The sequence below is a fragment of the Sphingomonas sp. ABOLE genome (genome assembly GCF_003950455.1).
In the GTDB taxonomy this organism is placed as follows: domain Bacteria; phylum Pseudomonadota; class Alphaproteobacteria; order Sphingomonadales; family Sphingomonadaceae; genus Sphingomonas; species Sphingomonas trueperi.
Genome location: NZ_QQWY01000003.1, coordinates 37,561 through 63,598 on the forward strand (window position 1 = coordinate 37,561; position 26,038 = coordinate 63,598).

Sequence of the window (26,038 nt, forward strand, 5' to 3'; positions counted from 1 at the left end):
ATTCCGAACGACGGGAAAGGATGCCCCCCATGGCCAATCTGCAGAATGCGCGCGTGCTGATGCTCGCCACCGACGGCTTCGAGGAATCGGAACTGTTCGAGCCGCGCCAGGCGCTGCTCGACGCCGGCGCGCAGGTGACGCTTGCCTCGATCAAGACCGATCCGATCACCGGCGAAAGCGGCGGCGAGAAGGGCAAGAGCATCACGCCGGACACGACGCTCGATCAGGTGGAACTCGATCAGTTCGATGCGCTGGTGCTGCCGGGCGGCGTCGGCAACCCGGACAAGCTGCGGATGAACGCGAAGGCGGTCGAGATCGCCCGCAGCTTCATGGATTCGAAGCGGCTGGTCGCGGCGATCTGCCATGCGCCGTGGCTGCTCGCCGAGGCCGATGTGGTCGCCGGTCGCCGGCTGACCAGCTGGCCCTCGATCCGCACCGATCTCGCCAATGCCGGCGCCGATGTGGTCGACGAGGAAGTGGTGAGCGACGGCAACCTCATCACCAGCCGCAAGCCCGACGATATCCCCGCGTTCAACCGTGCGGTGATCGCCGCGCTGGAAGACGTGACCGCCGCGGCCTGAACCCGAGCCGGTTGATCCAGCGCTGCGCGGGGCGCTCCACCAGCCGGTGGAGCGCCACCGACGCCGCAAGGACCAGCAGCAGGTAGCACGCCGCGAGCGGCCAGCCGATCGTCGCGGTGCGGACGAAGGCGAGCTTGAAGGCGAACCACAGCAGGAAATGGCTGAGATAGGTCGCGTAGCTGATCTCGCCGAGGCGGTGGAGCAGCGCGCCTTCCAGCGGATTGCCCGCTTGGCCGGCCGTGAGGGCCAGCCCCAACAGCAGTGCCCCAAGGGCCGCGGGAACGGCCAGCGTTTCCGGTCCACCGAGCCACCATGCCATGCCGAACAGCGCCGCGATGCCGAAGCTGGCAAGGGCGACGCGGCCTACACGCCAGCGCTGCCAAAGGGCGTGGAGCAGCGTGCCGGTCGCGAACTCCAACAGGCAGCGCACGACCCCGAGATAGGGGATGTCCTGCCCGAGCGTGTCGGCACCGCGCAGTGCGAACACCGCGCTCAGTGCGAGCAGCAGCGCCCCGATCGCGCTCAGAAGGAAGGGCGTGCCGCGGCGGCGCCAGTCGATCGCCATCGCCCAGAGCGGGAACAGCAGGTACGCCGCCAGCTCGCACGAGATCGACCAGGCGGGGTCGTTCCAGCGTAACGGTTCGGCGAAGCCCCAGGCCTGGACGAGCAGCAGATGTGGCGGCAGCTCGGCCAGAGGGAATTCGGGCGCCGCTCGGCCGCTTGCGCGCAGGACCACCAGCAGCAGGAGCGCAAAGCCGAGCATGACCGCGTGCAGTGGCCATATCCGTGCGACCCGTCCGCGCAGGAAGTCGGGCATCACGGCAATACCGCCGCTGCGCAGCCGCTCGCCATGGCGCAGCGCCAGCACGAAGCCCGAGAGCAGGAAGAAGAAGTCGACCGCAAGATAGCCCTTGGCGAGAACGGCCTCGACCGTAAGGGGCAGGTCCGCGAGCGCGCCGCGCAGATGGTAGAGCACCACCCACCACGCCGCGACGCCGCGCGCGGAGGTAAGCGCCCGCAGCTCTACCCGCCCGCTCATGCCGCGGCAGGGTGTGCCTTGCGCAGCGGCCTCCAATCCGCCGCGGCGCGCTTGCGGGCGCAATAGGTGTCGAGCCCGATCTGCGCGCCGATCAGCATGTAGATAAAGGGCTGGAAGGCGATCGCCACGAACGCCGCGCCCAGCAGATAGACGATGTGCCCGTTCTGGAGCGCGGCGGCGAGGGGCGCGATCCATGCCTCGTCGCCCTCGGCGCGCGCATAGCGGCGGCGCAGCACCTCCATGCGGAACAGGCCTGCGAGGTTGATCGCCAGCCACAGCGAAAGCCCCGGATAGCCCTGCTCGCCCAGCATCTCGAAATAGGCGCTGTGATAGGCGCGCGCCTTGTCGAGCTCGATCGAGCGATCGACCACCGCGACGCCGCCCTGGTCCTCCACCGCCACCTTCTCGTAGCGGATCTGGTTCTGGCGATAGGCTTCGAACCCGCCGCCCAGCGGGTGCTCGCGGGCATAGTCGATCGTCCATTGCCAGACGGCGAGGCGGGTGGAGGCGGAGGCGTCGCCCTGATAGGACTTGATCGTCCCCATCCGCTCGGTGAAGGCGGAGGGCAGGAAGGGCAGGGCGACGAGCGCCAGCGCCGCCACGCCGCCCAGATAGGGCAGTTTCTTCCGGCTATCCCGCAGCATCAGCAGCGCGACCAGCCCGATGCAGAGCAGCCCGGTGCGGGTCGAGGTGCCGATGGGGATCAGCAGGCAGGCGAAGCACAGGGCATAGGCGAAGGTCTTCGTCCGCCAGTCGGGCGCGAAGATCGTGCCGTGCCGGGTGAACCACAGGATCAGCGGCAGGATCGCGATCGCGACGGTGGAGATGGTGCTGCCCTCGTACAGCCCCGAATTGTTCGAGACCATCAGGTTGAGCTCGCCATAGCCGCCGCCGGAGATCAGCGTCTTGATCGCGCCGACGATGATGATCGAGCTGGCCGAAAGCACCATGAACAGCAGCAGCGCCTCGATCCGCAGCCGCGTGCGCAGGGTGAGCGGCAGGAAGGCGGCGAAGGCCAGCGCCTTCCACACCCAGTCCCATTTGTCCTTGGCTTCCACCGGGAAATCGGCGTGGAGCGTGGTGAACCAGCAATAGCCGATCAGCGCCACGATCAGCAGCTGGCGCGGCGCCACGCGCACGTCGCGCTTGTCGTCGAACAGCAGGAACCCGGCGAGCGCCAGCGCCGCCGCCATCGCCGAGATCGGCAAGGCGTTGAGCAGCAGATAAGTCAGCCGCTGGGGTGCGACGATGTCGATATAGGCGTAGACCAGCACGAACAGGAACGGCTTGCGAAAGCCGGTGCCGAAGAACGCCGCGAGGAACAGGACGAAGACATAGTCACGCACCGCGCTTGCCCCAGCGGCCGCGCTTCTTCTCCCTGGGTGCTGCGTCCTCGCGATCGAGGTCTGGCCGGCGGAGCAGCAGGAAGGCCGCGAGCAGCATCAGCCCATGGGTGAGCGCAAGCGATAGATTGTCGATCATCGGGCGGGCCGTTCCTTCCGCGCGATTCCTAGCGCAGGTGCAGTTGACGTGCCGTTAAGCGCGGCGTGGCATGCAGGCGACCATGCGAGTCCTCCATCTTCTGGATCATGGCCTGCCGCTCCACAGCGGCTATGCCTTTCGCACCCGGGCGATCCTGAAGGCGGAATTGGCGCGGGGCTGGGAGGTGGCCGCGGTGACCGGCCCACGGCACGGCCCCGCGCCCGACGACGAGGAAGTCGTCGATGGCCTGCGCTTCTTCCGCACCCGGCCGGTCGCAGCCAAGCTGCCCGGCCTCAGCGAGTGGCGCGAGATCGATGCCTTTGCGCAGCGTATTCACCAGGTGATGAAAATTTTCCGCCCCGACGTGCTCCACGCCCACTCGCCGGTGCTCTGCGCGCTTGCCGGGCTGCGGGTGCGGCGCTGGAGCGGAGTGCCGCTGCTCTACGAGATCCGCGCCTTCTGGGAGGATGCCGCGGTCGGCAACGGCACGGGACGCGAGGGGAGTCTGCGCTACCGCGTCACCAAGGCGCTGGAGACCCATGCCGTTCGCCAGGCCGATGCGGTGGCGGTGATCTGCGAAGGCCTGCGCGGCGACCTGATCGCGCGGGGCATCGATCCGGCCAAGATCGCGGTCTCTCCCAACGGCGTCGACATGGCGCTGTTCGGCGAGCCCGTACCGCAGGATGCCGGCCTCGCCGCCCAGCTGGGTCTGGAAGGTGCCGAGACGATCGGGTTCATCGGCAGCTTCTACGATTATGAGGGGCTCGACGTGCTGATCGCCGCGATGCCTGCGCTGGTCGCGGCACGTCCCGCGATGCAACTGCTGCTCGTTGGCGGCGGCCCCGCCGAGCCGGCGTGGCGCGCGCAAGCGGCTTCATCGCCCGTCGCGGAGCGCATCCATTTCCTCGGCCGGGTGCCGCACGAGGCAGTCGAGCGCTATTACAGCCTGATCGACGTGCTGGTCTATCCGCGCAAGAAGATGCGGCTCACCGACCTCGTCACCCCGCTCAAGCCGTTGGAAGCAATGGCGCAGCAGCGGCTGGTCGCGGCGTCCGACGTGGGCGGGCACCGCGAGCTGATCGAGGACGGCGTAACCGGCACCTTGTTTCCGGCAGATGACCCGGCGGCGCTCGCAAAAGCGCTTGAGAAAGTTTTTTGTATGCGCGATCAATGGGATGTGCGCAGAAAACAGGCTCGCGCATATATCGAGGCCGAGCGCAACTGGTTTGTAAATATTGCACGCTATGACGGTTTGTATGAAAACCTTGCCATAAAGATGGCATGAGAACCACGTGGTCGCACACGTATCGGGTGAACGCATGAAGCTGCCGCTCGTCCCCATTGCCGCCCTTTTGCTCGGCGGCGTATCGGCTCTGGCCGTGGCCGCGCTGCCGGCGGCAGGGCTGCATCTACCGATGATCGATGCGGGGGCGACGCCGCGAGGGGCTGCTCTCCCGACGCTGCTGTTTGCGGTTTCTGCCGCTGCGATCGGCGCGTTCACCGCGCGCTGGCGCGTACGCCGTTCGCGCGTGGCCGCTGCGCCGTGCGACCTGGACATGCTGCCAACCCCGGTCATCCGCCGCGCCGATGCGCATCCCGATGCCCGGCCGCGCCCGCCGCTGCGCGCCAGTTACGATCTCGATATGCCCGCCTGGGCGCAGCCCAAGGCTCCGGTCGAGCAGGAAGGTGCAACCGCGGAGCGCGACCTGCCCGTCGATCTCGACCAGCCGCTCGCCGCCTTCGACCCCACCGCGATCCCGGCCGTGCCGCTGCCGCCGCCCGTACCGCCGCGCCGCGAGCGCGCGGCGAGCGCTGGCCAGCGGACGCCGGCTGGCCGCGACCCCAGCGACCGGCTGGTCCGGCCTGAGACCGACGCCTCGGTGCACGCGCTGCTCGAACGGCTCGAGCGGGGCGTCGTCCGCCGCAACCAGGCGTCGCAGGTACGCGGCCGCGTGCGGGCCGATCGCGGGCTCGACGACGCTCTTGCGGCGCTGCGCAGCCTCGCCCGCCAGGCCTGACCCCGCCTCAGCACTCCTCGACGGTCAGCGCCTCGATACCGGCGCACACTACGCCGTCGGCCGTCTCCACCATCGTCACCTGCAGATCCGCGACGAGATGGCCGCTGATCGGCAGCTCCAGCTCGGGCAGCGCGACCAGCCAAGCCTTTGCGACGATGCTTTCGTCCAGTTCCAGCGTCAACCGATGCCGGGCGCCGCTGAAGGTGACGCTCGCCCACGGCACCCAGCTCGCCTCGACGATCCGCAACACGCAGCCCTCCACGGCCGCCGCCGCGATCAGCGCCCGTTCGAGCCGCGCGCCGACATCGCGCCGCCGCGCCGTCCGGGCTTCCATGCCGGCGGGGCGGCGAGGAACGCGCGCAGGCGGGCCGTCAGCGCCGGCCCCGGTACACGGCCCCGCCGCAGATCGCCGACCAGTCGCGGATCTCCCGCCGCCAAGCGCCCGAACCGCGTCGCCGGCATCCGCGTGCGTTCCAGGAACGCTTCGATTTCCCCATGCAAGGACACCCATGTCCTCCTCCTTCGACTCGGATGATCACGATATGTTCTCATCTGAACCTTGCGTAGGAAAAATCCTATGTGTAGGAAAGGGGGTATGGAAGCCGATGTGCAACGGGCAAATTTTGCGAAGCTGGTGGCCGCCAAGGGGGTGCGTCTCGCCACGCTCTCGCGCGTACTCGGGCGCAATCCGGCCTATCTGCAGCAATATCTGATGCGCGGTTCGCCGCGCGAACTGCCCGAGCGCGACCGGGCACGGCTGGCGGAGTATCTGGGCGTCGACGAGACACTGCTGGGCGGCCGGCCGCAGGCGGCGCTGGTCACGGTCCCGCGGATCGATCTGGGTGCGTCGGCCGGCCCCGGCGGCTGGGCGGAGGATGAAAGCGTGCAGGCCCCGTTCGCCTTTCCGCCATTCCTGCTGCGCCAGCTGGGGGTGCGCCCCGAAGCCGCGTCGATGGTGCGCGTGGCAGGCGATTCGATGGCGCCGACGCTGAACGATGGCGACGAGATCCTGGTCGACCGCGATCGCTGCCGGATCGATGCCCGCGGCATCTTCGTGCTGCGGGTGGAGGGCGAGCTGCTGGTCAAGCGGCTACGCCCGGCGGTGGGTGGCGTCGAGCTGGTCAGCGACAATCCCGCCTATCCGGTGCGGCTGGCGCGCGCAGGGCGCTTCCAGCTGGTCGGGCGGGTCGCCTGGCTCGGGCGGGCGCTGTGAGCGAGGACGACGACATCGCCGCGTTCATCCGCGAGCATCTGCCGGTCGTGCCGGTACCTGGCGTGCCCGAGCTGCGCCTGCACAAGGCCGGGCCGGCAAGCGGCGTGGGCCGGCTGGGCGATGCGGCGCCCTATTGGGCCTATTGGTGGGGCGGCGGGCTGGCGCTGGCGCGGTACGTTCTTGACCATCCGGCGCAGCTGGTGGGGCGCCGCGTGCTAGATCTCGGCGCGGGATCGGGGTTGCTCGGGATCGCCGCCGCGCGCGCGGGTGCGGCCAGGGTAACGGCCTCTGAGATCGACCCGCATGCGCGCGCTGCGATTGCGCTCAACGCGGCTCTCAATCAGGTCACGCTGGCGGAGATCGTTGGGGACCTCACCGCCGGCCCGACCCCCGAGGCCGAGCTGTTGCTCGTCGGCGACGTGTTCTACGCGCCCGAGGTGGCGGTACGCGTGACCGCCTTCCTCGATCGCTGCGTGGCGGCCGGCATCACGGTGCTGGTCGGCGACCCCTGGCGGTCGCCGCTGCCGATCGAGCGCCTGACGCTGCTGGCGCGCTACGACGTCGCCGAAACCGGCGTGGCCAGGCCTGCGGGGGTATTCGCCTATCGCGCCGGGTGAGGCCGGGCGCAGGGCGCCCCCGGCGTTCGCTTACCAGACGTGCACGCGTGCTGCGGGCGCGAGGTACAACGCGTCGCTCGGCTTCACGCCGAACGCCGTGTACCAGGCGTCCATGTTCCGGACGATGCCGTTGACGCGATACTTGTCCGGGCTGTGCGGATCGGAGAGCAGCTGTGCCCGCACCGCGCCTTCGCGGGCCTTGCCCTGCCAGCTGGCGGCATAAGCGAGGAAGAAGCGCTGGTCCCCGGTGAGGCCGTCCAGCACCTTTGGCTCGCCGTGGCGGGTGACATAGCGGCGATAGGCGGCATAGGCGACTTCGAGCCCGCCCAGATCGGCCAGGTTCTCGCCGAGGGTCAGCTGGCCCTTGATGTGGACGCCGGGGATCGGCTCATAGGCGTCGAACTGCTTGACCAGCGCCTGGGCATGCGCGGTGTAGCGTTCGGCGGCCTGCTGCGTCCACCAGTCGCGCAGCTTGCCGCTGGCGTCGAACTGGCGGCCCTCGTCGTCGAAGCCATGGCCCATTTCATGGCCGATCGTGGCGCCCGTCTCGCCATAGTTCACCGCCGGATCGGCGGCCGGATCGAAAAAGGGCGGCTGGAGCTGGGCGGCCGGGAAGGTCACCTGGTTCATCACCGGGTCGTAATAGGCGTTCACCGTCTGCGGCGTCATCTCCCACAGCGTGCGATCGACCGGCTTGCCGAGCCGCGACAGCTGCAGCTTCCATTCGAAGTCGTCCGAGGCGAGATCGTTGGCCAGCGGATCGGTGGCGCTGACCGGCATCGACGCATAGTCGATATACTTGTCCGGATGGCCGATGCGCGGATCGAACGCGGCAAGCTTGGCAAGCGCTTCCTTGCGAGTGGGCGCGTCCATCCAGGCGGCGGCCTTGATCTTGTCGGCGTACGCCACACGCAGATCCTCGACCAGTTCCTTCGAGAGTGCCTCGGCGGCCGGGCCCCAATGGCGCTCGGCGTAGATCTTGCCGATCGCCTCCCCCAGCGCGCCGTTGACGACGCGGACGCCGCGCTTCCAGCGCTCCGACTGCGCCTGCACGTCGCGGAGGGTATGGCCGTAGAAGTCGAACTGCGCGGCGTCGAACGCCTTGGGCAGCACCGCGGCATGATCGCTGATGAAGCGGAAGCGCAGCCAGTCCTTCCAGGTGGCGAGCGGCACGTCGCCCAGCCGCTTGGCGGCGGCGGTGACGGCGGTCGTCTCGCGCACCACCACGGTCGGCATCCTGCCCAGGCCCTGATGGGCGAGCACCGCATCCCAGTCGAACTGGGGCGCCAGCCTGGCGAGCTGGGCGCGATCCATTGGGTTGTAGGTCTTCTGCGGGTCGCGGCGCGCCTCGGGCGTCCACTGGTCCTTGGCGAGGCTGGTCTCGAGCGCGAGGATCGCGTCGGCCTTGGCCTCTGCATCGGCAATGCCGGCCAGCTGCTGGATCTTGACGATATAGGCGCGGTAGGCCTTGCGGATCGTCTCGTACTTCTCGCCTGGCAGCAGATAATAGTCGCGGCTCGGCAGGCCCAGGCCCGCCTGGCCGGCCATCACGGTGTAGCGGGTAGGATCCTTCTCATCGGCAGAAATGCCGATGCCGATCGGGCTGGCATAGCCGTGGTCGGCCATCAGCAGTTCCAGCGAGCGGCGATCGTGCACGGCGTCGATGCGGGCGAGATACGGCTTGAGCGGCGCGGTGCCGCGCGCCTCGATCCCGGCTTCGTCCATGAAGGCGTGATAATAGGTCGCGACCTGCCGCAGCACCGGATCGCTGGGCGAGGGGCCGGCGTCCTCGATCAGCGTGCGCACCTCGATCTCGGTCTCGTCGGGCAGGTCGTAATTATAGCCGATCCGCGCCTTGTCGGCCGGGATCGGCGCATCGCGCAGCCAGCTGCCCAGCGCATAGGCGTAGAAATCGTCGCCTGGCTTCACGCCGCGATCCATGGTGGTGAGATCGACGCCCCAGGCGCCATATTTGGCCGTTGCGGCGGTCTGGGCGAGGGCGGGGGATGCGAGCAGGGAAGTACCGAGCAGCAGGGCTGCGAGACGCGGGAGGCGCATGAATCGGGTGTCCTCGAAGTGATCTATCCCGCTACCAGGGTCGAGGGGGCGACTCAATTCTCCCGGCACATGCGGCGCATGCCCGATCGGGATAGGCACGCCCGGCGGTGCCTGGCCCGATCGGTGCGCAGGAATCAGGCGGTCGCCGGGCTCGCGCGGCGCCGCCGCAACCCATGGCCGGCCAGCCCGAAGCCCAGTATCATCGTCGCCCAGCCTGCAGGCTCGGGCACGCCGGTGGTGGTGATGATCGGTGTCTGGGTCATCGTCACCGCGCCGCCGGCGATGAAGGTGAGCCCGGTGACGAAGGCGCCTCCATCGGTGGGGTCGAGCGCGGCGGTCAGGTCGATGCCCTTCAGCTTGAACCCGGTGACGCCCCCCGCGAACAGCGTGGTGAAATCGAAGCTGTAGACGCCGTGCGCCAGAAGCACATCGTTCAACCCGTAGACGTCATAGCCGTCCACGTCGCCGGGAACCGTGGGAAAGAGCGCGCTGGTGATGTTCGGCCCGGAAAGCACGTTGTAGATATAGCCGGTGGCATAGTCCGGATCGATGAAGATCGGCGTGGCGGGCGTTGCGACGAAATCGAAGGTGAACGCCTTGGTGACGGGGTCTTGGGGTACGCTCGGCTGAAAGGGGTTGGAGGGCGAGCTGCCGGTTTGCGTACCGTTCACGAACACGCCGGTGAACGCCATGCCGCTGTCGAGCGCGGAGTCGGACCAGTTTGCCGCCCCGAAGCGCAGCTGGTAATTGCCGGCCGTCGTGATGGTATATTCCGACTTGATCCAGCCGGTATAGCCGCAGCCGACGTCGTAACAGTCGCCGCTGCTGGGGCCGAGCGGGGTCCAGATCGGCCCGCCGCCGATGATCGGGACGACCGAAGGGGTCAGCACCGCGTTCACCGCGGGCATGCTCTGGCCGGGCACGATCGTCCCGCTCGGCTTGGTGCGGGCGGTGAACAGGTTGACCGCCAAGCTGTCGTCGGTGGCGCCGGCGGTGAGCAGTTGCGCGAAGGCATAGTCGGCGAAGCCTCCCCCGTCGGAGGTGACGTAGTTGAAGTAGAAGGACACCTTGTCCCCGACCCGCGCTGCGAACGCCGACGAGCGTAGCTCGGAGCCGTTGGTGGAGGCGCTGCTATAGCCGGTGATCTTGGCGGCGCCCTGCTGGCCGAGATAGGTCGACACCCAGCTCCAACTGGTCGCGCCACCGGGCGGCGCGGTGACGACGCCGTCCGCCGCGCTGGCGGTGCCGCAATTGCCGATGCAGGTATCCGCCCGCGCCGTGAAAGGCGCCGATACCATCACGAGCGCTGGCGCAATCCATGCGCATTTCCAATGCCGCATCAGGTCTCTCCACATCTATTCTATGAGTTTAATACCCCCATGCGAAGATATTCCAGATACGGCGGTGTTGCTATCGGTTGTGGCAGGATCTGCCCTGACTAGGTTCGGTCCGGATATTGTTATTCGACTTGTTCTGGCAGCGCGCTGATTTGTCACGCGCGGCATCATTGGCGAAGCCGCCACTTCGGCGGCATCGAAAGCACCGTCGGGGCGGCAAACGAAAAGGGCGCCCGGATCGCTCCGGACGCCCCTTTTTCAGCCGATCGCGAAGGATCAGCTCGAATAGTACATGTCGTACTCGACGGGGCTCGGGGTCATTTCCCAACGGGCCACCTCGGCGCGCTTGATCTCGATATAGGCCTCGATCTGGTCCTTCGAGAACACGTCGCCCTTCAACAGGAAGTCGAAATCGGCCTCCAGGCTGTCCAGCGCCTCGCGGAGCGAACCGCACACGGTCGGCACTTCGGCCAGCTCGGCCGGGGGCAGATCGTACAGGTTCTTGTCCATCGGGTCGCCCGGGTGGATCTTGTTCTGGATGCCGTCCAGACCGGCCATCAGCAGCGCCGAATAGCAGAGATACGGGTTGGCCAGCGCGTCCGGGAAGCGGAACTCGACACGCTTTGCCTTGCTGCCGGTGCCGTACGGGATGCGGCACGAGGCCGAGCGGTTGCGGCTCGAATAGGCGAGCAGCACCGGCGCCTCGTAGCCCGGGACCAGGCGCTTGTAGCTGTTGGTCGACGGGTTGGTGAAGGCGTTGAGCGCCTTGGCGTGCTTGATCACGCCGCCGATGAAGTAGAGGCAGGTCTCGGAGAGGCCCGCATAGCCGTTGCCGGCGAACAGGGGCTGGCCCTTTTCCCAGATCGACATGTGGGTGTGCATGCCCGAGCCGTTATCTTCCTTGATCGGCTTCGGCATGAAGGTCGCGGTCTTGCCATAGGCCTGGGCGACCTGGTGCACGACATACTTGTAGATCTGCATGCGATCGGCGGTGGTCACCAGCGTGCCGAAGGTCAGGCCCAGCTCGTGCTGCGCGGCGGCGACTTCGTGATGGTGCTTGTCGCACGGCAGGCCCATTTCGAGCATGGTCGAAACCATCTCGCCGCGGATGTCGACGGCGCTGTCGACCGGCGCGACGGGGAAATAGCCGCCCTTGGCGCGCGGACGGTGGCCGAGGTTGCCGGCTTCATACTCGCGGCCCGAATTGCCCGGCAGCTCGATGTCGTCGATCTTGTAGTAGCTGGTCGAGTAGCTGTTCTCGAACCGCACGTCATCGAACATAAAGAACTCGGCTTCGGGGCCGACATAGATGGTATCGCCGATGCCGGTGGTCTTCAGATACGCCTCGGCGCGCTTCGCGGTCGAGCGCGGATCGCGTGCATAGAGCTCGCCGGTCGAGGGCTCGACGATGTCGCACACCAGGATCAGCATCGGGGTGGCTGAGAACGGATCGACCCACACCGCGTCCAGATCCGGCTTCAGGATCATGTCGGACTCGTTGATCGCCTTCCAGCCCTCGATTGACGAACCGTCGAACATCAGGCCGTCGGTCAGCTCGTCCTCGCCGAGGACCGACGCGACCATGGTCAGGTGCTGCCACTTGCCCTTGGGATCGGTGAAGCGCAGGTCGATCCACTCGATCTCCTGGTCCTTCACCATCTTCAGGATGTCACTGGCCGAATTCGCCATCGTAATGCCCTTTCGCTCTCTTTCGTCTGCCCGACGAATCGGGCAATAAAATTTCTCGTGCGCCGGCCTCATCGCCGCCGCTTTACGCCACGTCAAACGGCGTTTTCGTTCCGCTCCCCGGTGCGGATGCGCAGCGCCGTCTCGACGGGGATCACGAAGATCTTGCCGTCGCCGATCCGGCCGGTCTGCGCGGCAGCGGCGATCGCCTCGACGACGCGCTCGGCCAGCGTGTCTTCCACCACCACTTCCAGCTTCACCTTGGGCAGGAAGTCCACGACATATTCGGCGCCGCGATAGAGCTCGGTATGGCCCTTCTGGCGGCCGAAGCCCTTGGCTTCGGTGACGGTGATCCCCGAGACGCCCACCTCGTGCAGCGCCTCCTTCACTTCATCCAGCTTGAACGGCTTGATGATGGCTTCGATCTTTTTCACATGGTCCCCCAGGCAGCGGTTTCGGGCCGCGACAGGTCTGATTCCTGGGTGTGTAGCAACCTGCATGCCAGAACGGGAATAGCCAGCGTGCCCCCCACGCGCCGAATGGATTTCGGCGCAGGAATCTGCCTGATAATCGGGCAATGGCTGCTCAATCGCGCAGCAGGTCAGGCGGCGCGGACCTCCATCAGGAAGCGGTCGACCTCGTCGGACAGTTCCTCCGCACCGCTGAGCAGGCCGGCGGAGAGATCGGCGATGGCGTGCGCGTTCCCGGAAGCTGCCTGTGCGGCGGCGCGGACCTGTTCGATGTCGGTTTGCACCGCACGGGTGCCGGAGACGCTTTCGGCGACGTTGCGGGCGATGCTGCGGGTCGCGTGATGCTGGTCGCGCACCGCGCATTCGATGCTGGAGGACAGGCCGGCAATGCCGGTGATCGCCTGCTCGACCCGCTGATGGTTGGTGGTGACTCGGTCGACCACGCCGCGGATGCCGGCGACCTTGGTGCTGACGCTCTGCGCGGCGTGCCGGACCTGGCTGGCCAGCGCCTTGATTTCGTTGGCCACCACGGTGAAGCCGCGGCCCGCTTCGCCGGCCCGTGCCGCCTCGATCGCGGCGTTGAGGGCGAGCAGGTTCACCTGCCCGGCGATCTCGCCGATCGTGGCGGTGACCGCGCCGACATTCTCGGCAAAGGCGTCGAGCTCGGCGGTGCCCAGCCGGCTGTCGTCGACCAGCGCCACGGCTTCGGCGGCCGAGGCGCGCGCGGTGACCGTGTCGCGGCCGATGGCGTCGAGCGTCGCCGCCAGCGCTTCGGATTCCCGGGCGATCGCGGCGAGATTGTCGTGGCTCTGTGCGACGGCGGCGGCAAGTGCGGTCGCCGACGCGCTGTTGGCGCTCGCACGCTCAACCGTGGCGGCGGCGCTGGAGCGCAGCGTTCCGGCAAGGTCGCGCAGCTGCCCAGCCATCGCGCCGACCTCGGCCTCGATCCGCTCGCTCGCCGCTTCGATGTGGCGGGCGCGGGCGGTCTGCTCGGCGGCCTCGCGCACCCGGTCCTCGGCGGCGAGCTGGATGATGCGACGGTTGCTGATCGCGGCGAACAGCTGGCCGCCGCGGGTGAGGATCATGCCTTCCTGCCCGTCGGCGGCCGAATAGGCGTCGACCAGCGCGCGGGGCGACTGGGCATAGTCGGCGACGGGGCAGGGGCGGACCATCGATTCCAGCCGTCGCCCATAGGCCGGGTTGCGCAACAGCGCGTGGCCATAGGGATTGAGCAGCAGCCGGCGCACGTCCTTCTCGAACACCGCGCCCAGCGGCTGGTGGCGGGCATCGAGCACCGGCAGCAGCCGGAGCGTCGGATCGTCCTGGAAGCAGCGCACCGCCTCGCCGAGCGGCGTCTCCAGCGTCAGCCAGGGCGGCGCGCGTTCGGCCTCGGTAAGCCACGCGAAGAGGAAGCGGAGATGGGCGGGCATGTCGAGCATCGCCGCCCCGGTACGGCAAGGCGGTAAACGAGCGATTAGTGTTTGATGACAGGTTTACGACATTCCCCCATGAAATCTTCGCACCTTTGCGGCTGTAGCTGCCCGTGAACGTTAACCGGCAAACGATCACGTGCTGGACAGGGGAAGCTTCGATGCGGTCGCCGCCGATGAATGCACCAGCCGAATTGCGGCGGCGGATCGCCGACGGCATGGCGTCGGCCGGTGCGCGATCGGTGGTGGTGGCGCGGGGCTCGCTGGTGCTGCTGGCGCATGGCCTTTCGGCGGTACAGCCCGAGCAGCGCGGCGACTGCTGGATCGAGACGGGAGGCGAGACGCTGACCGCCGAGGACACGATGGCGTTGCTGCGGCATTGGTCGACCGGCGTGCCCTTCGCACACGGCGTTTAGCGCCCCGAAGCGCTACTTTCTGGACGTGGGCGGCTTCTGGTGGCAGAGGGCCGCCTTTCATTATTTCAATCCCGGTACTGCCATGCGGGCGGCCGGGCCGACCAGAGCGTTACGAGGACCCGCTTTCATGACCGTCGACACGCGCGCGCCAGCGCTGCTCCCCGAACATCCCGCCTTCGCCACCGCCAAGGTGCTGTGGGTCCGCCACTGGAATGAGCATCTGTTCAGCTTCGCGATCGAGCGGCCGGCCAGCTTCCGCTTCCGCTCGGGCGAGTTCGTGATGATCGGGCTGGAAGGCGAGGGCGGCAAGCCTCTGATGCGCGCCTATTCGGTCGCCAGCCCGTCCTGGGCGGAGGAGCTCGAATTCCTGTCGATCAAGGTGCAGGACGGTCCGCTGACCTCCAAGCTGCAGAAGATCGTGCCGGGCGACGACATCTATCTCGGCAAGAAGTCGACCGGCACGCTGGTCGCCGACGCGTTGCTGCCGGGCCGCCGGCTGTTCCTGCTTTCCACTGGCACCGGGCTGGCGCCGTTCCTCAGCGTCGCGCGCGATCCCGAGATCTACGAGCGCTTCGAGCAGGTGATCGCGGTGCACAGCGTGCGCCGGGTGAGCGACCTTGCCTATCACGACGAACTCGCCGCCAAGCTGGCCGAGGATCCGCTGATCGGCGAGCAGGCCGCAGCGCAGTTCCACTATGTGCCTACCGTCACCCGCGAGCCGTTCCACACCAGCGAGCGGATCGGCGCGCTGCTCGAGAACGGCAAGCTGTTCGAAGGCGTGCCGGGCGACCCGGTGCTGCACCCGGAGACCGACCGCGTGATGCTGTGCGGATCGATGGACATGATCCGCGATTTCGCCACGCTGCTCGAAGGCAAGGGCTTCAAGGAAGGCTCGAACAACGCGCCCGGCGATTTCGTGATCGAGCGCGCCTTCGTCGGCTGAGGCCTTGCCGCTTCAACGAGCGTCTCCTCCCTCGGCGACGCCGGGAGGGGAACCGCCGCCGAAGGCGGTGGTGGAGGGGGAAAACCCTCCCGTCGTGGCAAGCCCCTTCCACCATTTGCTGGCGCAAATGGTCCCCCTCCCCCGGAGCTGCGCTCCGAGGGAGGAAACACTCAGGCGGCGAGGGCAGTCTCGCCGCTGACCGCGCGGATATCGGCGGCAAGCTGGTCCACCCGCCCCGGATCGGCATCCCAGGCAAACATGAACCGCGCCCCGCCGCCGATGAAGGTGTAGAAGCGCCAGCCCCGCGCGCGCAGTCCCTCCAGCACCGCCTCCGGAGCCCGGACGAACACGCCGTTGGCTTCCACCGGGAACATCAGCTCGACGCCCGGCAACCCCTGGATCTGCCCCGCGAGCCGCTGCGCGCAGGTATTGGCATGGCGCGCATTGCGCAGCCAGGCGCCGTTCTCCAGCATCCCCACCCAGGGGGCGGCCAGGAACCGCATCTTGGAGGCGAGCTGCCCGGCCTGCTTGCAGCGATAATCGAAGTCCTGCGCCAGCGCGCGGTCAAAGAACAGCACTGCTTCCCCGATCGCCATGCCGTTCTTGGTGCCGCCGAAGCAGAGCACGTCGACGCCGGCGCGCCAGGTGATGTCCGCCGGATCGCAGCCAAGCGTCGCCACGGCATGGGCGAAACGCGCGCCGTCCATGTGCAGCTTCAGGCCCAGCTCCCGGCACACCGCCGAAAGCGCCTGCACTTCGTCCACGGTGTAGACCTGTCCGGTCTCGGTCGGCTGGGTGATCGTCACCACGCGGGGCTTGGGGAAGTGGATGTCGGAACGGCTGGTCGCCACCGCGCGCACCGCGGCGGGGGTCAGCTTGCCGTCTTCGCCCTGCGCGACGAGCAGCTTGGAGCCGTTGGAGAAGAATTCGGGCGCGCCGCACTCGTCGGTCTCGACATGCGCGGCGGCCGAGCAGATCACGCTGTGATAGGATTGGCAGAGCGCCGCGAGTGCCAGCGAATTCGCCGCAGTGCCGTTGAACGCGAAGAACACTTCGCATTCGGTTTCGAACAGCGTCCGGAAAGCGTCCGCGGCGGTGTGGGTCCAGCGATCGTCGCCATAAGCCGGCGCGTGGCCGGTGTTGGCGGCTTCCATCGCTGCCCAGGCTTCGGGGCAGATTCCGGCATAATTATCGCTGGCGAATTGCTGGGCTTCGGTCGTCACGCTCTACTGCCTTCTTCCTGTTCCAGGAGGCGGGCGACGGCGGGAAATGTGGCGTGGACACCGTGTTGCCGGGTTCGGCCACATCCCTCCACTTGCCATGGAGGCACCACCTTGCACGGGGCAGGTTGGTGCCGGGCGTCGGCCCGACTCTTGATGCTGGCGAGGCGGATAGCGGAAGTTGCTGGCGGGCGCAAGATTGTTGCGAGCCAATTCCCCTCCCGCTTGCGGGAGGGGCTGACGTGGAGGTTCCAGCCAGATGACGCCTCAAGCGACCCGCTCATCCCCTCCCCCGACCCCTCACGTAAGCGGGAGGGGAGCGCTTGCCGTTAGCGCGGGACGCCTCAGTAGGGCGGCTGGTGCAGGCCCTTGGGGCTGGTCGTGAAGATCTCGCAGCCGGTTTCGGTGATGCCGATGGAATGCTCGAACTGCGCCGAGAGCGAGCGGTCGCGCGTTACCGCGGTCCAGCCGTCGTCGAGCAGCTTCACGTCCGGGCGGCCGATGTTGATCATCGGCTCGATCGTGAAGAACATGCCGGGGCGCAGCTCGGGGCCAGTGCCGGGGCGGCCGACATGGACCACCTCGGGCGCGTCATGGAATACTTGGCCGAGGCCGTGCCCGCAAAAATCGCGCACCACGCCGTAGCGGTGCTTCTCGGCGTGGCGCTGGATGGCGTGGCTGATGTCGCCCAGATGGTTGCCCGGCTTGGCCTGCTCGATGCCGAGCATCAGGCACTCATAGGTCACGTCGACCAGCCTGCGCGCCTTGATCGGCACGTCGCCGACCAGATACATGCGGCTGGTATCGCCATGCCAGCCGCCGAGCAGTGGGGTCACATCGATGTTGACGATGTCGCCGTCCTTCAGGACGCGGTCGCCCGGTATGCCGTGGCAGACGACATGGTTGATCGAGATGCAGCAGCTGTGCGTGTAGCCGCGATAGCCGAGCGTCGCTGGCACGCCGCCGCCGGCGATGGTCATCGTGCGGACGATATCGTCCAGCTCCTGCGTGGTCACGCCGGGCACGACGTGCGGCACCAGCGCGTCGAGAATCTCGGCGGCGAGGCGGCCGGCCTTGCGCATGCCGTCGAAGCCTTCCGGGCCATGGAGCTTGATCGCATGGCTGCGCGCCTGCTGCATGTCCGCCGTCACGTTCACATATTCGGTCATGCTTGCGATATAGGAGACCCGGGCGCAAAGGGCGAGGGGGCATGGGAGGATGCGGATGCAGGAATCGAGCGCGGCGTGGCTGGAAGGCGGGTGTGCTTGCGGCGAGGTGCGCTACCGCGTGGCCGCCGATCCGATCCTCGTCAACAATTGCTACTGCACGCTCTGCCAGCGCCAGACCGGCTCGACAAGCGTGGTCAACCTGTTCATCGAAACCGAGAAGCTGGAGTTGCTTGCGGGCGAGACCAGCAGCCATGTCGTGAAGGCAGGCTCCGGCGGCCCGCACGAGATCGTCCGCTGCGCGGCCTGCGGCACCGCGCTGTGGAGCTTCTACCCGCGGCTGGGCCGGCTGGGCGCCGGGGTGCGCGTCGCGACGCTCGACGAGCCGGCGCGCCTCCGGCCCGATGCGGCCATCTTCACCGCGGATCGCATGCCCTGGGTGACCCTCCCCGACGGCGTGCCGCAGTTCGAGGCCGCCTATGATCCGGCGACGGTCCTGCCGCCCGATCGGCTGGCCCGGATGCGCGCGCTGGCCGAGCGCAAGCGGGCGGCGGGTCTCTGATGGCGCCGCGGATCTGGACCGCCGCCCTGGTGGTGATCGGCGACGAAATCCTGTCGGGCCGCACCCAGGACAAGAATATCGCGCAACTCGCCACCTGGCTGAACGCGCAAGGCATCCGCCTCGCCGAGGTGCGGGTGGTGCCGGATCAGCAGGCGGCGATCGTCGAGGCGGTGAACGTGCTGCGCGCCCGCAACGATTACTGCTTCACCACCGGCGGCATCGGCCCGACCCATGACGACATCACCGTCGATGCGATCGCTGCGGCGCTGGGCGTGCGGGTGGTGGTGCATGCCGAGGCACGTGCGGCCCTCGCCGACTATTACGCCAGCAAGGGCGGGCTGACCGAGGCACGGCTGCGGATGGCGCGGGTGCCCGACGGTGCCGATCTGATCGTCAACCGAATGTCGGGCGCGCCGGGGATCCGCTGGGGCAATATCTTCATCCTGGCGGGCGTGCCGCATATTGCCGCGGGGATGCTCGACGCACTGACCGGCACGCTGGAAGGCGGCCTGCCCGTCGTATCGCGCACGATCGGCTGCTGGGTGGCGGAGAGCGAGATCGCCGACCTGCTCGGCGAGACCGAGCGTGCGCACGACGGCGTGTCGATCGGCAGCTATCCCTTTTTCCGCGAGGGGTGCGTCGGCGCCAATTTCGTGGTGCGCGCAACCGATGCGGCGCAGGTCGACTGCGTGACGGCCGTTCTCGTCGACGGGCTGGAAGCGCGCGGCTTCGAGGCGGTCGACGGCGGGATCTGATTGTCGGCTGCGTTACGCGGGGCGCCGCGACCGCCGACAATCTCCACAAAAAAAGAGCGGCACTCCGAAGAGTGCCGCTCCCATTCCATCCTGCCCTTGGCGGGCGTGATCAGAACTTGAAGGTCGCGCCGACGTACAGCATGCGGCCGTACAGGTCGTAGGTGTTCGCCACCGTCTGCGTGCCCGGGAAGGTCACCTGGTTGGTGTCGCCGAACACCGGCGGCTTGGTGTCGAGCAGGTTGTTGACGCCGGCATACAGCTCCATCTGCTGCTTGCCGCCGACCATCACCTTGCCCTGCAGATTGTGGTAGAAATAGGCCGAGATGCGCTGCGGGTTGGCGCTGGCGAGGTTGTCGACCAGCGGGCCCATATAGTCTAGGCGGTAGTTCAGCTGGAACTTCGGGGCGCTGAACGTGACATTGGCCACGCCCTTGCCCTTGAAGCCCGAACCGAGACGGCCGCAGCTATAGCAATCGGCCTGGCCCAGCTCGTTCTGCGGCGCGGCGCCCGGGAACGGCGTCTGCTGCTGCTTGAAGCGATGGTTGTACATCACGTCGAAGTCGAAGCGCGAGGCGCCGACCGGCACTGCGTAGCGCGCTTCGACGTCAATCCCCGACACCAGGTACGAACCGGTGTTGAAGTTGATGGCGTTGACGCGCGTGATGAAGCCGTTGCTGTCACGGATCACGTTGTTGCAGAACTGGGCGTTTCCGGTGGCAAGGCATTCGTCCGCCGAGACCTGCTGGCCGATGATGCCGATCGCGTTCTTCACCTTGATGGTGTAGTAGTCGACGGTCATGCTGAAGTTCTTGAAGAACGTCGGCGTTATCACGGCACCCGCGGTGAAGGTATCGGCGGTCTCTTCGCGCAGGTTTCGGTTGCCGCCGAGCAGGCCGTCGATCGACTGGATCTGTGCCGTCGAATAGGTGAACGATCCGCGGCTGGCGATGGTGTTCGCGCGACCCGGTACGTTCGCACAAGCTGCGGGGATCTTGTCGCTCTCGTTCGTGCCCTGGTCGCAAGGATCGTTGACCGAAGGGAAGGTCTGGCTGATCGATGCGTACAGTTCACCGATGTTCGGTGCACGGGTTGCGCGCGAGTAGACACCGCGGAAGCGGATGTCCGAAGTCGGTGCAAAGGTCGCGCCGCCCTTGAAGCTCCACACGCCGACGACGGTCGAATAGTCGGCGTAGCGCGCGGCACCTTCCAGGCCCAGATACTTCAGGCCCGGGCGGTCTTCCACGATCGGGGCGACGACTTCGACGAAGCCTTCCTTGACGTTGAAGCTGCCGCGGGTGTTGGTGATCTGGTTGCCCGCGCTCAGGCCCGCCTGGGTGAACGGGTCGAAGGTCTCGGTGCTCTTTTCGTGGCGATATTCGCCGCCGAACGACAGTGCGACCGGGCCGCCCCACAGCGAGAACAGGTCGCCGTTGATGCTGCCGGACACGACGTCCTGGTTGACCTTCGCCAGATAGTCATAGGCAACGTTGGTGCCGTTGACCAACTGCACGGTGCCGCCGTCGACGAGCGTCACGTTGCGGGTCGGGCCGGTATACTTCTGCAGGAACTGCGCGGCTGCCGCCGTGACGGTGTTGGCGCCGAAGATGTTGATCGGCACGCAGCCCGCCGCACGCGCCGCAGTATCCGAGCAGCGCACCTGGCCGTCGGGGCCGATCTCATTGCTCAGCGCCGCACCGTAGTTGGGCGTGTAGATCGACTGGGCGGTGGTGTGGTCGCGGCTTTCCGAGTGCTCGTAATAGATGTCATACGACCAGTTGGTGCCGGCAGTGAACTGCCCCTTCGCGCCGAGCACGCCGCGATAGAAATCGCGCTCGTTCTTGTTGCTGCGGCTGAAAATGTCGTTCGAACGACGAAGGAACTGGATCGTGTCCACACCGTTCGCGATGGCGGCGGCGCGGATCGCAGCCGGCACATAGGGGCTGCTGATCGGGATGCCGGCATAAGCAGAGCCATCGAAGTTCAGCGCCGCGCTCGGGCCGGTGTTCGAGATGGCTGCGGGCTCAAGCGAGGCGTTCGAGTTGGTGCGGCTGTACTGGCCCTGCGCATAAAGCTTGAAGGCATCGGAGAAGTCATAGTGCGCCAGCACTGCGCCCTGGTAGCGTTCGACCGGCACCGACAAGAGGCGATCCCCGTTTCGATTATACCCGTCGATGTTCGGACCCTGGTACCCCTTGAGGTTGTTGCCCGGACCAAAGGTGAAGGTGCTGGGGCTGTTCGGCGTGAAGGACTGCTGATTCGGCCCACTGACGTCGAACACGCCCTGCGAGGCATAGGCACTGCGGTTCGGGAGGTCGCGCGCGGAGAAGCTGCGATCACGCGAGTACAGGCCGTGATCATTGTCGTAGCTGAAGTTCGCGGTCACGTTGCCACGGCCGCCGCCGAAGTTCTGGCCACCGGTGATCGAGACATACTGGCGGGCTGCGTCGCCCTTGTCCGACAGCGTGTTCTGCGCACGGACGCGCAGGCCCTGGAAGTCGTTCTTGAGGACGAAGTTGACCACGCCCGCGATCGCTTCCGAACCATAGACGGCCGAGGCGCCGCCGGTGACGACTTCGACGCGCTGGACCAGATCGGTCGGGATGTTGTTGACGTCGACCGCCGGGCTGCCGGCGATGCCCAGCGTACGACGGCCGTCGATCAGCACCAGGGTGCGCGACGAGCCGAGATTGCGCAGGTTCACCGTCGCGGTGCCGTTGCCGGTGTTCGAGAAGTTCGAGCTGGTGCGGCTGACATTCTGGCCGACAGACGGCAGCGTGGCGAGCACGTCCTGGATGTTCGACGCACCGGTCTGCTCGATGCGCTCCGCGCTGACGACGGCGACCGGGGTCGACGACTGGAGGTCGGGACGCGCGATACGCGAGCCGGTCACGACGATTTCGGTGCCGGCACCCTGCTGGGCGGCATCGGCCGCGCCATTCTGGTCCTGTGCAAATGCGGGCGCGGCGAAAAACGCCACGGCGCCCATTCCTGCCAGCACCGTGCCGGCGCGGAGGGGCACGCGCTCTCCCTAGATGGTGTCGACAGCGCTGCTGGCGACGACACTGTGGCGGCGCATGAGCCGCTGTAACCAAGATGTAAAGAAGCTGTCCGCAGCGCGTGGCTTTGTTTTGGTGTTGTGGCTTGTACAACACAGTTGCGGTCGTTACAGGAAGGAGGAAAGAACCAAATCTATTATCTATGATGCGTTTGTGCAGCAATGTTTCACTGTTGCCTAACAGCATCAATCTGAAACGTGTCGCGACATGGTGTAACACCACGACATGACCAACTCTCACAAGAGCGGCGTGGCACGCAGGAGCAGGAACGGCGGGGTCAGGTTCGCGCTGAAAGCAGCTGGCGCGCGCGTGCGGCGTCCTCGTCCATCTGGGCGGTAAGCGCGTCGAGGCTGTCGAACTTGGCCTCGGGCCGGAGATATGCGATCAGTTCGATCTCGACCGTCTGGCCGTACAGGTCGCCGTTGAAATCGAAAAAGAAGCTCTCGAGCAATTCGGTCGGGGGATCGAAGCTCGGGCGGATTCCCAGGTTGGCTACCCCGTTCAGCACGCGCCCGTCGGGCAGCCGGCCACGGATTGCGTAGATGCCATATTTCGGACGAAGATAGCTGCTGAGGCGCATGTTCGCGGTGGGATAGCCGAGCTGGCGGCCCAGCTTGGCGCCGCCTTCGACTTCCGCGGCGATTGCGAAGGGGCGGGTGAGCAGCATCGCGGCACCGCGCGGGTCGCCGGCCTTGAGATGCTCGCGGATGCGGCTGGAGGATACGATCTGGCCGTCCAACGCTACCGCGCCCACCGTCTCTGCGGTGAAGCCTAGCTCGGCACCCAGCGCGGCCAGGGTCGCGACATTGCCCTCGCGGCCCTTGCCGAAAGTGAAGTCCTCGCCGGTCACCACCCCGGCGGCGGCGGCCGTGTCGACCAGCTGCTCGGCGAACTGGCGCGCGGTGAGCCGGGCGAGGGTAGCGTCGAAGTGGAACACCAGCATGCCGTCGGCGCCCGCGGCGGCGAACAGCCGCTCGCGTTGGTCGAGCGTGGTCAGCCGGAAGGGCGAGGCGTCGGGCTGGAAGAAGCGGCGCGGATGCGGATCGAAGGTGGCGACGATCGCCGGGCGTCCCTCGGCGCGGGCACGCGCCACCGCGCGGCCGACGACCGCCTGGTGCCCGAGATGGAAGCCATCGAAATTCCCGAGCGCGACGATCGCATCCCGGAGAGGAAGCGGAACCGCCGAGCCGCCGTCCAGCCGCTGCATGGGGTGGCTATAGGGATTGGCCGAGGGGATGCCAATGGTGTTAGAGAGTCGAGTGCGAAGCGCGCGCTTAAGCCCCTCCTCCTTGGAGGAGGGGTTGAGGTGGAGGGATTCCAGAACGAAAGTTTGGTCTCGGTGAGACACAGCCCCACCCCAACCCAGCGTCAGGTCGGTCCGCCTCCCAGGCGGACCTGAACCGCGCGGGGCGCGGTTCACCTGCCGCTCCTGAAGGGGAGGGGCTTGGGTTTTACCCTCGCTCCATCCCCGCCTTCAGTACCCGTAGCACATTACCCCCCATCACCTTGGCGATTTCCTGCTCGGAAAAGCCGCGATCGACCAGCGCCTGGGTCACCACCACCAGCTGCGATGCATCGAACCCCGTGGTCACCGCGCCGTCGAAGTCCGAACCCAGCCCGACATGGTCGATCCCCACCAGATCGCGGACATGCGCGATCGCCGCCGCCATCGCCTCGGGGCTGGTGGAGCAGACCGCCGCCTCCCAATAGCCGATCCCCACCACGCCGCCGGTGCGGGCGATGCCGCGGATCTCGGCGTCGGTGAGGTTGCGGTTGACCTTGCAGGTCGCCTGCACGCCGCCATGGCTGGAGACGACCGGCCGCCGCGCCAAGGCGAGGATGTCCGCCACCGCCGCATGGCTGGCATGGGCGACATCGACCACCATGCCCAGCGCCTCCATCCGCCGCAGCATCTGCCGGCCGAGCGGCGTCAACCCGCCCTTGGCCTGCCCATGCATCGAGCCCGCTGCTTCATTGTCGAAGAAATGTGCGAACCCGGCCACGCGGAACCCGGCCGCGTAGAGCCTATTGAGATTGGCCGGATTGCCCTCAAGGTCCTGCAGCCCCTCGATCGAGAGCAGGCCGCCGGTCACTTTCCGCCCGGCGGCGCGATCTGCGAGCAGTCGGGCGAGCTCGGCAGGCGTGCGGATCACCCGCAGCGCGCCGCCCGAGGCGGCGGCGGCGCGCTCCAGCTTCTCCGCATGCCAGAGCGAGCGCTGGAGCAGCGAGCCCCAGGTGCGCGGCGGCTGCGCTTGCGCGATGGCGAGCAGTGTGATGTTGTCGCTGTCGGCACCGTTGGCGTCGTAATTCTGGTGCCGCGGCGTCTTGGTGACCGAGGAAAAGACTTGCAGCGCGACATTTCCCGCCTGGAGCCGCGGCAGGTCGACCTGGCCGCGATTGGCGCGATCGAGCAGGTTGCGCCGCCACAGCAACGTATCGGCATGCATGTCGGCGATGGCGAGGCTGGCATGCAGCGCGCGGGTCTGCGGCGTGACATGGGGGAGACGCGTGGCCACGACGCGGTTCCTCCCCGCCTCCACCGCCGCCGGGGCGATCCCGAAAACGCCGAACGCTGCGACGGCGAGCACCGCCGCGACGCCGATCAGGATCGGGCGCTTCATCGCCGCCGGAGAAGCGTCACGAATTCATAGGCGGGGCGATCTCCTTCCGCCGGATGCGGCTCGCGCGCGGTCTCCGCCCAATCGGCGGGATCGAAGGCGGGAACGTGCGCGTCGCCCTCGGCATCGAGATGGACTTCGGTCAGCTCGATCCGATCGGCGCGGTCCAGGAACAGCGCGAACACCTCCGCGCCGCCGATCACCGCGACATCCTCGCCCGCCAGCGCCAGCGCCTGCCCGACGTCACGCGCAACCTCGGCGCCATCGGCTTGCCAGCCGGAGTCGCGGGTCAGCACGATATGGCGCCGGCCGGGCAGGGGGGCGGGAAAGGACTCGAAGGTCTTGCGGCCCATGATCATCGGCCGGCCCAGCGTCTGCGCCTTGAAACGCTTGAGGTCGGCGGGCAGCCGCCAGGGCAACTGGCCGTCGCGGCCAATCACGCCATTGTCCGCCCGGGCGAGGTGGAAGCTGATCATATCGCCACGGGTGCCTTGATGTGCGGCTGCGCGACATAGTCGTGGATCGCGAAATCCTCATACTCGTACGCGTCGATCGACGGCGCTTTGCGGAGGATCTCCAGTCGCGGCAGCGGCCCCGGCCTGCGGCTCAGCTGCTCCCGCGCCTGGTCGAGATGGTTGAGATAGAGGTGGCAGTCGCCGCCGGTCCAGATGAAGTCGCCGACCTCCAGCCCGGCCTGCTGCGCCAGCAGATGGGTGAGCAGCGCATAGCTGGCAATGTTGAACGGCACGCCGAGGAAGATGTCGGCCGAGCGCTGGTAGAGCTGCAGGCTCAGCCGGCCGTTCGCGACATGGCACTGGAACAGGCAGTGGCACGGCGCCAGCGCCATCGCGCCCAGCTCGCCGGGGTTCCAGGCGGAGACGACCATGCGGCGCGAGGCGGGGTTGGTCTTCAGCGTTGCGATCAGCTCGGCGATCTGGTCGATATGGCGGCCATCGGCGGCCTCCCAGTCGCGCCACTGCTTGCCATAGACCGGGCCGAGATCGCCGTTTTCGTCGGCCCATTCGTCCCAGATGCTCACCTTGCGCTCCTGCAGCCAGCGAACGTTGGTGTCGCCGCGCAGGAACCACAGCAGCTCGATCAGGATCGAGCGGAGGTGAAGCTTCTTGGTGGTGAGCAGCGGGAAGCCCTGGCGCAGGTCGAAGCGCATCTGCGCGCCGAACACGCTGCGGGTGCCGGTGCCGGTGCGGTCCATCACCTCCACGCCATCGTTGAGCGCGCGGGCCATCAGGTCGAGATATTGGTGCATGGCTGCGAACCTAGCGGCGCGCGCTGGCCGAGTCATCCGGCTTCGCACCATTCCGGAGGTCCGGAGCGGATCGGCTTGCCGTTCAGGCTGCCGGCATCGGGTGG

General features: G+C 67.4%; 26 protein-coding genes and 1 riboswitch. Of the genes, 9 read left to right on the top strand and 17 right to left on the bottom strand.

Annotated elements, in window-relative coordinates; translation table 11 throughout:
* The first annotated feature begins 29 nt into the window (after positions 1-29).
* Entirely contained in the window at positions 30-581 is a 552-nt protein-coding gene (locus tag CA234_RS02710) for a type 1 glutamine amidotransferase domain-containing protein (RefSeq protein ID WP_125972757.1), read from the top strand.
* Here CA234_RS02710 and CA234_RS02715 read toward each other — a convergent pair.
* Genes CA234_RS02715 through CA234_RS24210 form a run of 3 tightly spaced genes read right to left on the bottom strand, consistent with a single transcriptional unit; the run spans position 532 to position 3,102 of the window.
* Positions 532-1,620 (bottom strand): acyltransferase, encoded by a 1,089-nt coding sequence (locus CA234_RS02715; RefSeq protein ID WP_126000795.1) that lies wholly within the window; start codon positions 1,618-1,620, stop codon positions 532-534. The two genes, CA234_RS02710 and CA234_RS02715, sit on opposite strands and share 50 nt — an antisense overlap.
* Complete coding sequence (locus CA234_RS02720) at positions 1,617-2,966, bottom strand: putative O-glycosylation ligase, exosortase A system-associated (protein WP_125972753.1); 1,350 nt, start codon at positions 2,964-2,966, stop codon at positions 1,617-1,619. Before CA234_RS02720 ends, CA234_RS02715 begins: the two co-directional genes overlap by 4 nt.
* The gene (locus CA234_RS24210) at positions 2,959-3,102 is read right to left on the bottom strand and encodes a hypothetical protein (protein ID WP_164521687.1); all 144 of its coding nucleotides are present in this window, start codon (positions 3,100-3,102) and stop codon (positions 2,959-2,961) included. Before CA234_RS24210 ends, CA234_RS02720 begins: the two co-directional genes overlap by 8 nt.
* A gap of 82 nt (positions 3,103-3,184) precedes the next feature.
* Between CA234_RS24210 and CA234_RS02725 the strand changes: the two genes are divergently transcribed.
* On the top strand, positions 3,185-4,387 hold the full coding sequence (locus tag CA234_RS02725; protein ID WP_126000891.1) for a TIGR04063 family PEP-CTERM/XrtA system glycosyltransferase: 1,203 nt from the start codon (positions 3,185-3,187) through the stop codon (positions 4,385-4,387).
* A 34-nt stretch (positions 4,388-4,421) separates the two neighbouring features.
* The gene (locus CA234_RS02730) at positions 4,422-5,120 is read left to right on the top strand and encodes a hypothetical protein (protein ID WP_125972749.1); all 699 of its coding nucleotides are present in this window, start codon (positions 4,422-4,424) and stop codon (positions 5,118-5,120) included.
* Positions 5,121-5,127: 7 nt separating this feature from the next.
* On the opposite strand, the gene CA234_RS02735 is transcribed toward CA234_RS02730, so the two are convergent.
* Together CA234_RS02735 and CA234_RS02740 are read right to left on the bottom strand one after the other, a co-directional pair.
* Positions 5,128-5,454 (bottom strand): hypothetical protein, encoded by a 327-nt coding sequence (locus CA234_RS02735; protein WP_241213199.1) that lies wholly within the window; start codon positions 5,452-5,454, stop codon positions 5,128-5,130.
* Positions 5,397-5,627: a hypothetical protein gene (locus CA234_RS02740; protein WP_346962879.1), complete on the bottom strand. Its 231-nt coding sequence runs from the start codon at positions 5,625-5,627 to the stop codon at positions 5,397-5,399. The genes CA234_RS02735 and CA234_RS02740 overlap by 58 nt, the downstream gene beginning before the upstream one ends.
* A 100-nt stretch (positions 5,628-5,727) precedes the next feature.
* Here CA234_RS02740 and CA234_RS02745 point away from each other — a divergent pair, with 100 nt between their 5' ends.
* Positions 5,728-6,333: a S24 family peptidase gene (locus CA234_RS02745; RefSeq protein ID WP_241213200.1), complete on the top strand. Its 606-nt coding sequence runs from the start codon at positions 5,728-5,730 to the stop codon at positions 6,331-6,333.
* On the top strand, positions 6,330-6,950 hold the full coding sequence (locus CA234_RS02750) for a 50S ribosomal protein L11 methyltransferase (RefSeq protein WP_125972745.1): 621 nt from the start codon (positions 6,330-6,332) through the stop codon (positions 6,948-6,950). The genes CA234_RS02745 and CA234_RS02750 overlap by 4 nt, the downstream gene beginning before the upstream one ends.
* Before the next feature lie 30 nt (positions 6,951-6,980).
* On the opposite strand, the gene CA234_RS02755 is transcribed toward CA234_RS02750, so the two are convergent.
* The 5 genes from CA234_RS02755 to CA234_RS25125 form a co-directional block, all read right to left on the bottom strand.
* Positions 6,981-9,008, bottom strand: a complete 2,028-nt coding sequence (locus tag CA234_RS02755; RefSeq protein WP_126000797.1) for a M13 family metallopeptidase — start codon at positions 9,006-9,008, stop codon at positions 6,981-6,983.
* 134 nt (positions 9,009-9,142) lie between these two features.
* Positions 9,143-10,306: an NF038132 family protein gene (locus CA234_RS02760; protein WP_125972741.1), complete on the bottom strand. Its 1,164-nt coding sequence runs from the start codon at positions 10,304-10,306 to the stop codon at positions 9,143-9,145.
* Between the two features lie 315 nt (positions 10,307-10,621).
* On the bottom strand, positions 10,622-12,034 hold the full coding sequence (gene glnA, locus CA234_RS02765; protein WP_125972739.1) for a type I glutamate--ammonia ligase: 1,413 nt from the start codon (positions 12,032-12,034) through the stop codon (positions 10,622-10,624).
* Positions 12,035-12,126: 92 nt separating this feature from the next.
* Positions 12,127-12,465, bottom strand: a complete 339-nt coding sequence (locus CA234_RS02770) for a P-II family nitrogen regulator (RefSeq protein WP_010544265.1) — start codon at positions 12,463-12,465, stop codon at positions 12,127-12,129.
* Between the two features lie 167 nt (positions 12,466-12,632).
* Entirely contained in the window at positions 12,633-13,940 is a 1,308-nt protein-coding gene (locus CA234_RS25125; RefSeq protein ID WP_125972737.1) for a methyl-accepting chemotaxis protein, read from the bottom strand.
* Positions 13,941-14,107: 167 nt separating this feature from the next.
* Here CA234_RS25125 and CA234_RS02780 point away from each other — a divergent pair, with 167 nt between their 5' ends.
* Positions 14,108-14,347 carry a hypothetical protein gene (locus CA234_RS02780; RefSeq protein WP_125972735.1) on the top strand — a complete coding sequence of 80 codons (240 nt, stop codon included), beginning with the start codon at positions 14,108-14,110 and terminating at the stop codon, positions 14,345-14,347.
* 127 nt (positions 14,348-14,474) lie between these two features.
* The gene (locus tag CA234_RS02785) at positions 14,475-15,290 is read left to right on the top strand and encodes a ferredoxin--NADP reductase (protein WP_125972733.1); all 816 of its coding nucleotides are present in this window, start codon (positions 14,475-14,477) and stop codon (positions 15,288-15,290) included.
* 170 nt (positions 15,291-15,460) lie between these two features.
* On the opposite strand, the gene CA234_RS02790 is transcribed toward CA234_RS02785, so the two are convergent.
* Positions 15,461-16,513, bottom strand: a complete 1,053-nt coding sequence (locus CA234_RS02790; RefSeq protein ID WP_126000798.1) for a low specificity L-threonine aldolase — start codon at positions 16,511-16,513, stop codon at positions 15,461-15,463.
* A 51-nt stretch (positions 16,514-16,564) separates the two neighbouring features.
* A riboswitch (SAM-I-IV-variant riboswitch) is annotated at positions 16,565-16,675 on the bottom strand.
* A 179-nt stretch (positions 16,676-16,854) separates the two neighbouring features.
* Positions 16,855-17,679 carry a type I methionyl aminopeptidase gene (map, locus tag CA234_RS02795; RefSeq protein WP_126000799.1) on the bottom strand — a complete coding sequence of 275 codons (825 nt, stop codon included), beginning with the start codon at positions 17,677-17,679 and terminating at the stop codon, positions 16,855-16,857.
* A gap of 55 nt (positions 17,680-17,734) precedes the next feature.
* Here map and CA234_RS02800 point away from each other — a divergent pair, with 55 nt between their 5' ends.
* Complete coding sequence (locus CA234_RS02800; protein ID WP_125972727.1) at positions 17,735-18,238, top strand: GFA family protein; 504 nt, start codon at positions 17,735-17,737, stop codon at positions 18,236-18,238.
* Positions 18,238-18,993: a molybdopterin-binding protein gene (locus CA234_RS02805; RefSeq protein WP_126000800.1), complete on the top strand. Its 756-nt coding sequence runs from the start codon at positions 18,238-18,240 to the stop codon at positions 18,991-18,993. The genes CA234_RS02800 and CA234_RS02805 overlap by 1 nt, the downstream gene beginning before the upstream one ends.
* 109 nt (positions 18,994-19,102) lie before the next feature.
* Here CA234_RS02805 and CA234_RS02810 read toward each other — a convergent pair whose 3' ends face one another.
* From CA234_RS02810 to CA234_RS02830, 5 genes are all read right to left on the bottom strand, one after another.
* Entirely contained in the window at positions 19,103-22,012 is a 2,910-nt protein-coding gene (locus CA234_RS02810; RefSeq protein ID WP_241213213.1) for a TonB-dependent receptor, read from the bottom strand.
* 314 nt (positions 22,013-22,326) lie between these two features.
* On the bottom strand, positions 22,327-23,256 hold the full coding sequence (locus tag CA234_RS02815) for a bifunctional riboflavin kinase/FAD synthetase (protein WP_125972723.1): 930 nt from the start codon (positions 23,254-23,256) through the stop codon (positions 22,327-22,329).
* Between the two features lie 244 nt (positions 23,257-23,500).
* Complete coding sequence (locus CA234_RS02820; protein WP_125972721.1) at positions 23,501-24,670, bottom strand: dipeptidase; 1,170 nt, start codon at positions 24,668-24,670, stop codon at positions 23,501-23,503.
* Positions 24,667-25,143: a dihydrofolate reductase gene (locus tag CA234_RS02825; protein ID WP_126000801.1), complete on the bottom strand. Its 477-nt coding sequence runs from the start codon at positions 25,141-25,143 to the stop codon at positions 24,667-24,669. Before CA234_RS02825 ends, CA234_RS02820 begins: the two co-directional genes overlap by 4 nt.
* Positions 25,140-25,934 (bottom strand): thymidylate synthase, encoded by a 795-nt coding sequence (locus CA234_RS02830; RefSeq protein ID WP_126000802.1) that lies wholly within the window; start codon positions 25,932-25,934, stop codon positions 25,140-25,142. Before CA234_RS02830 ends, CA234_RS02825 begins: the two co-directional genes overlap by 4 nt.
* Positions 25,935-26,038 lie beyond the last annotated feature (104 nt).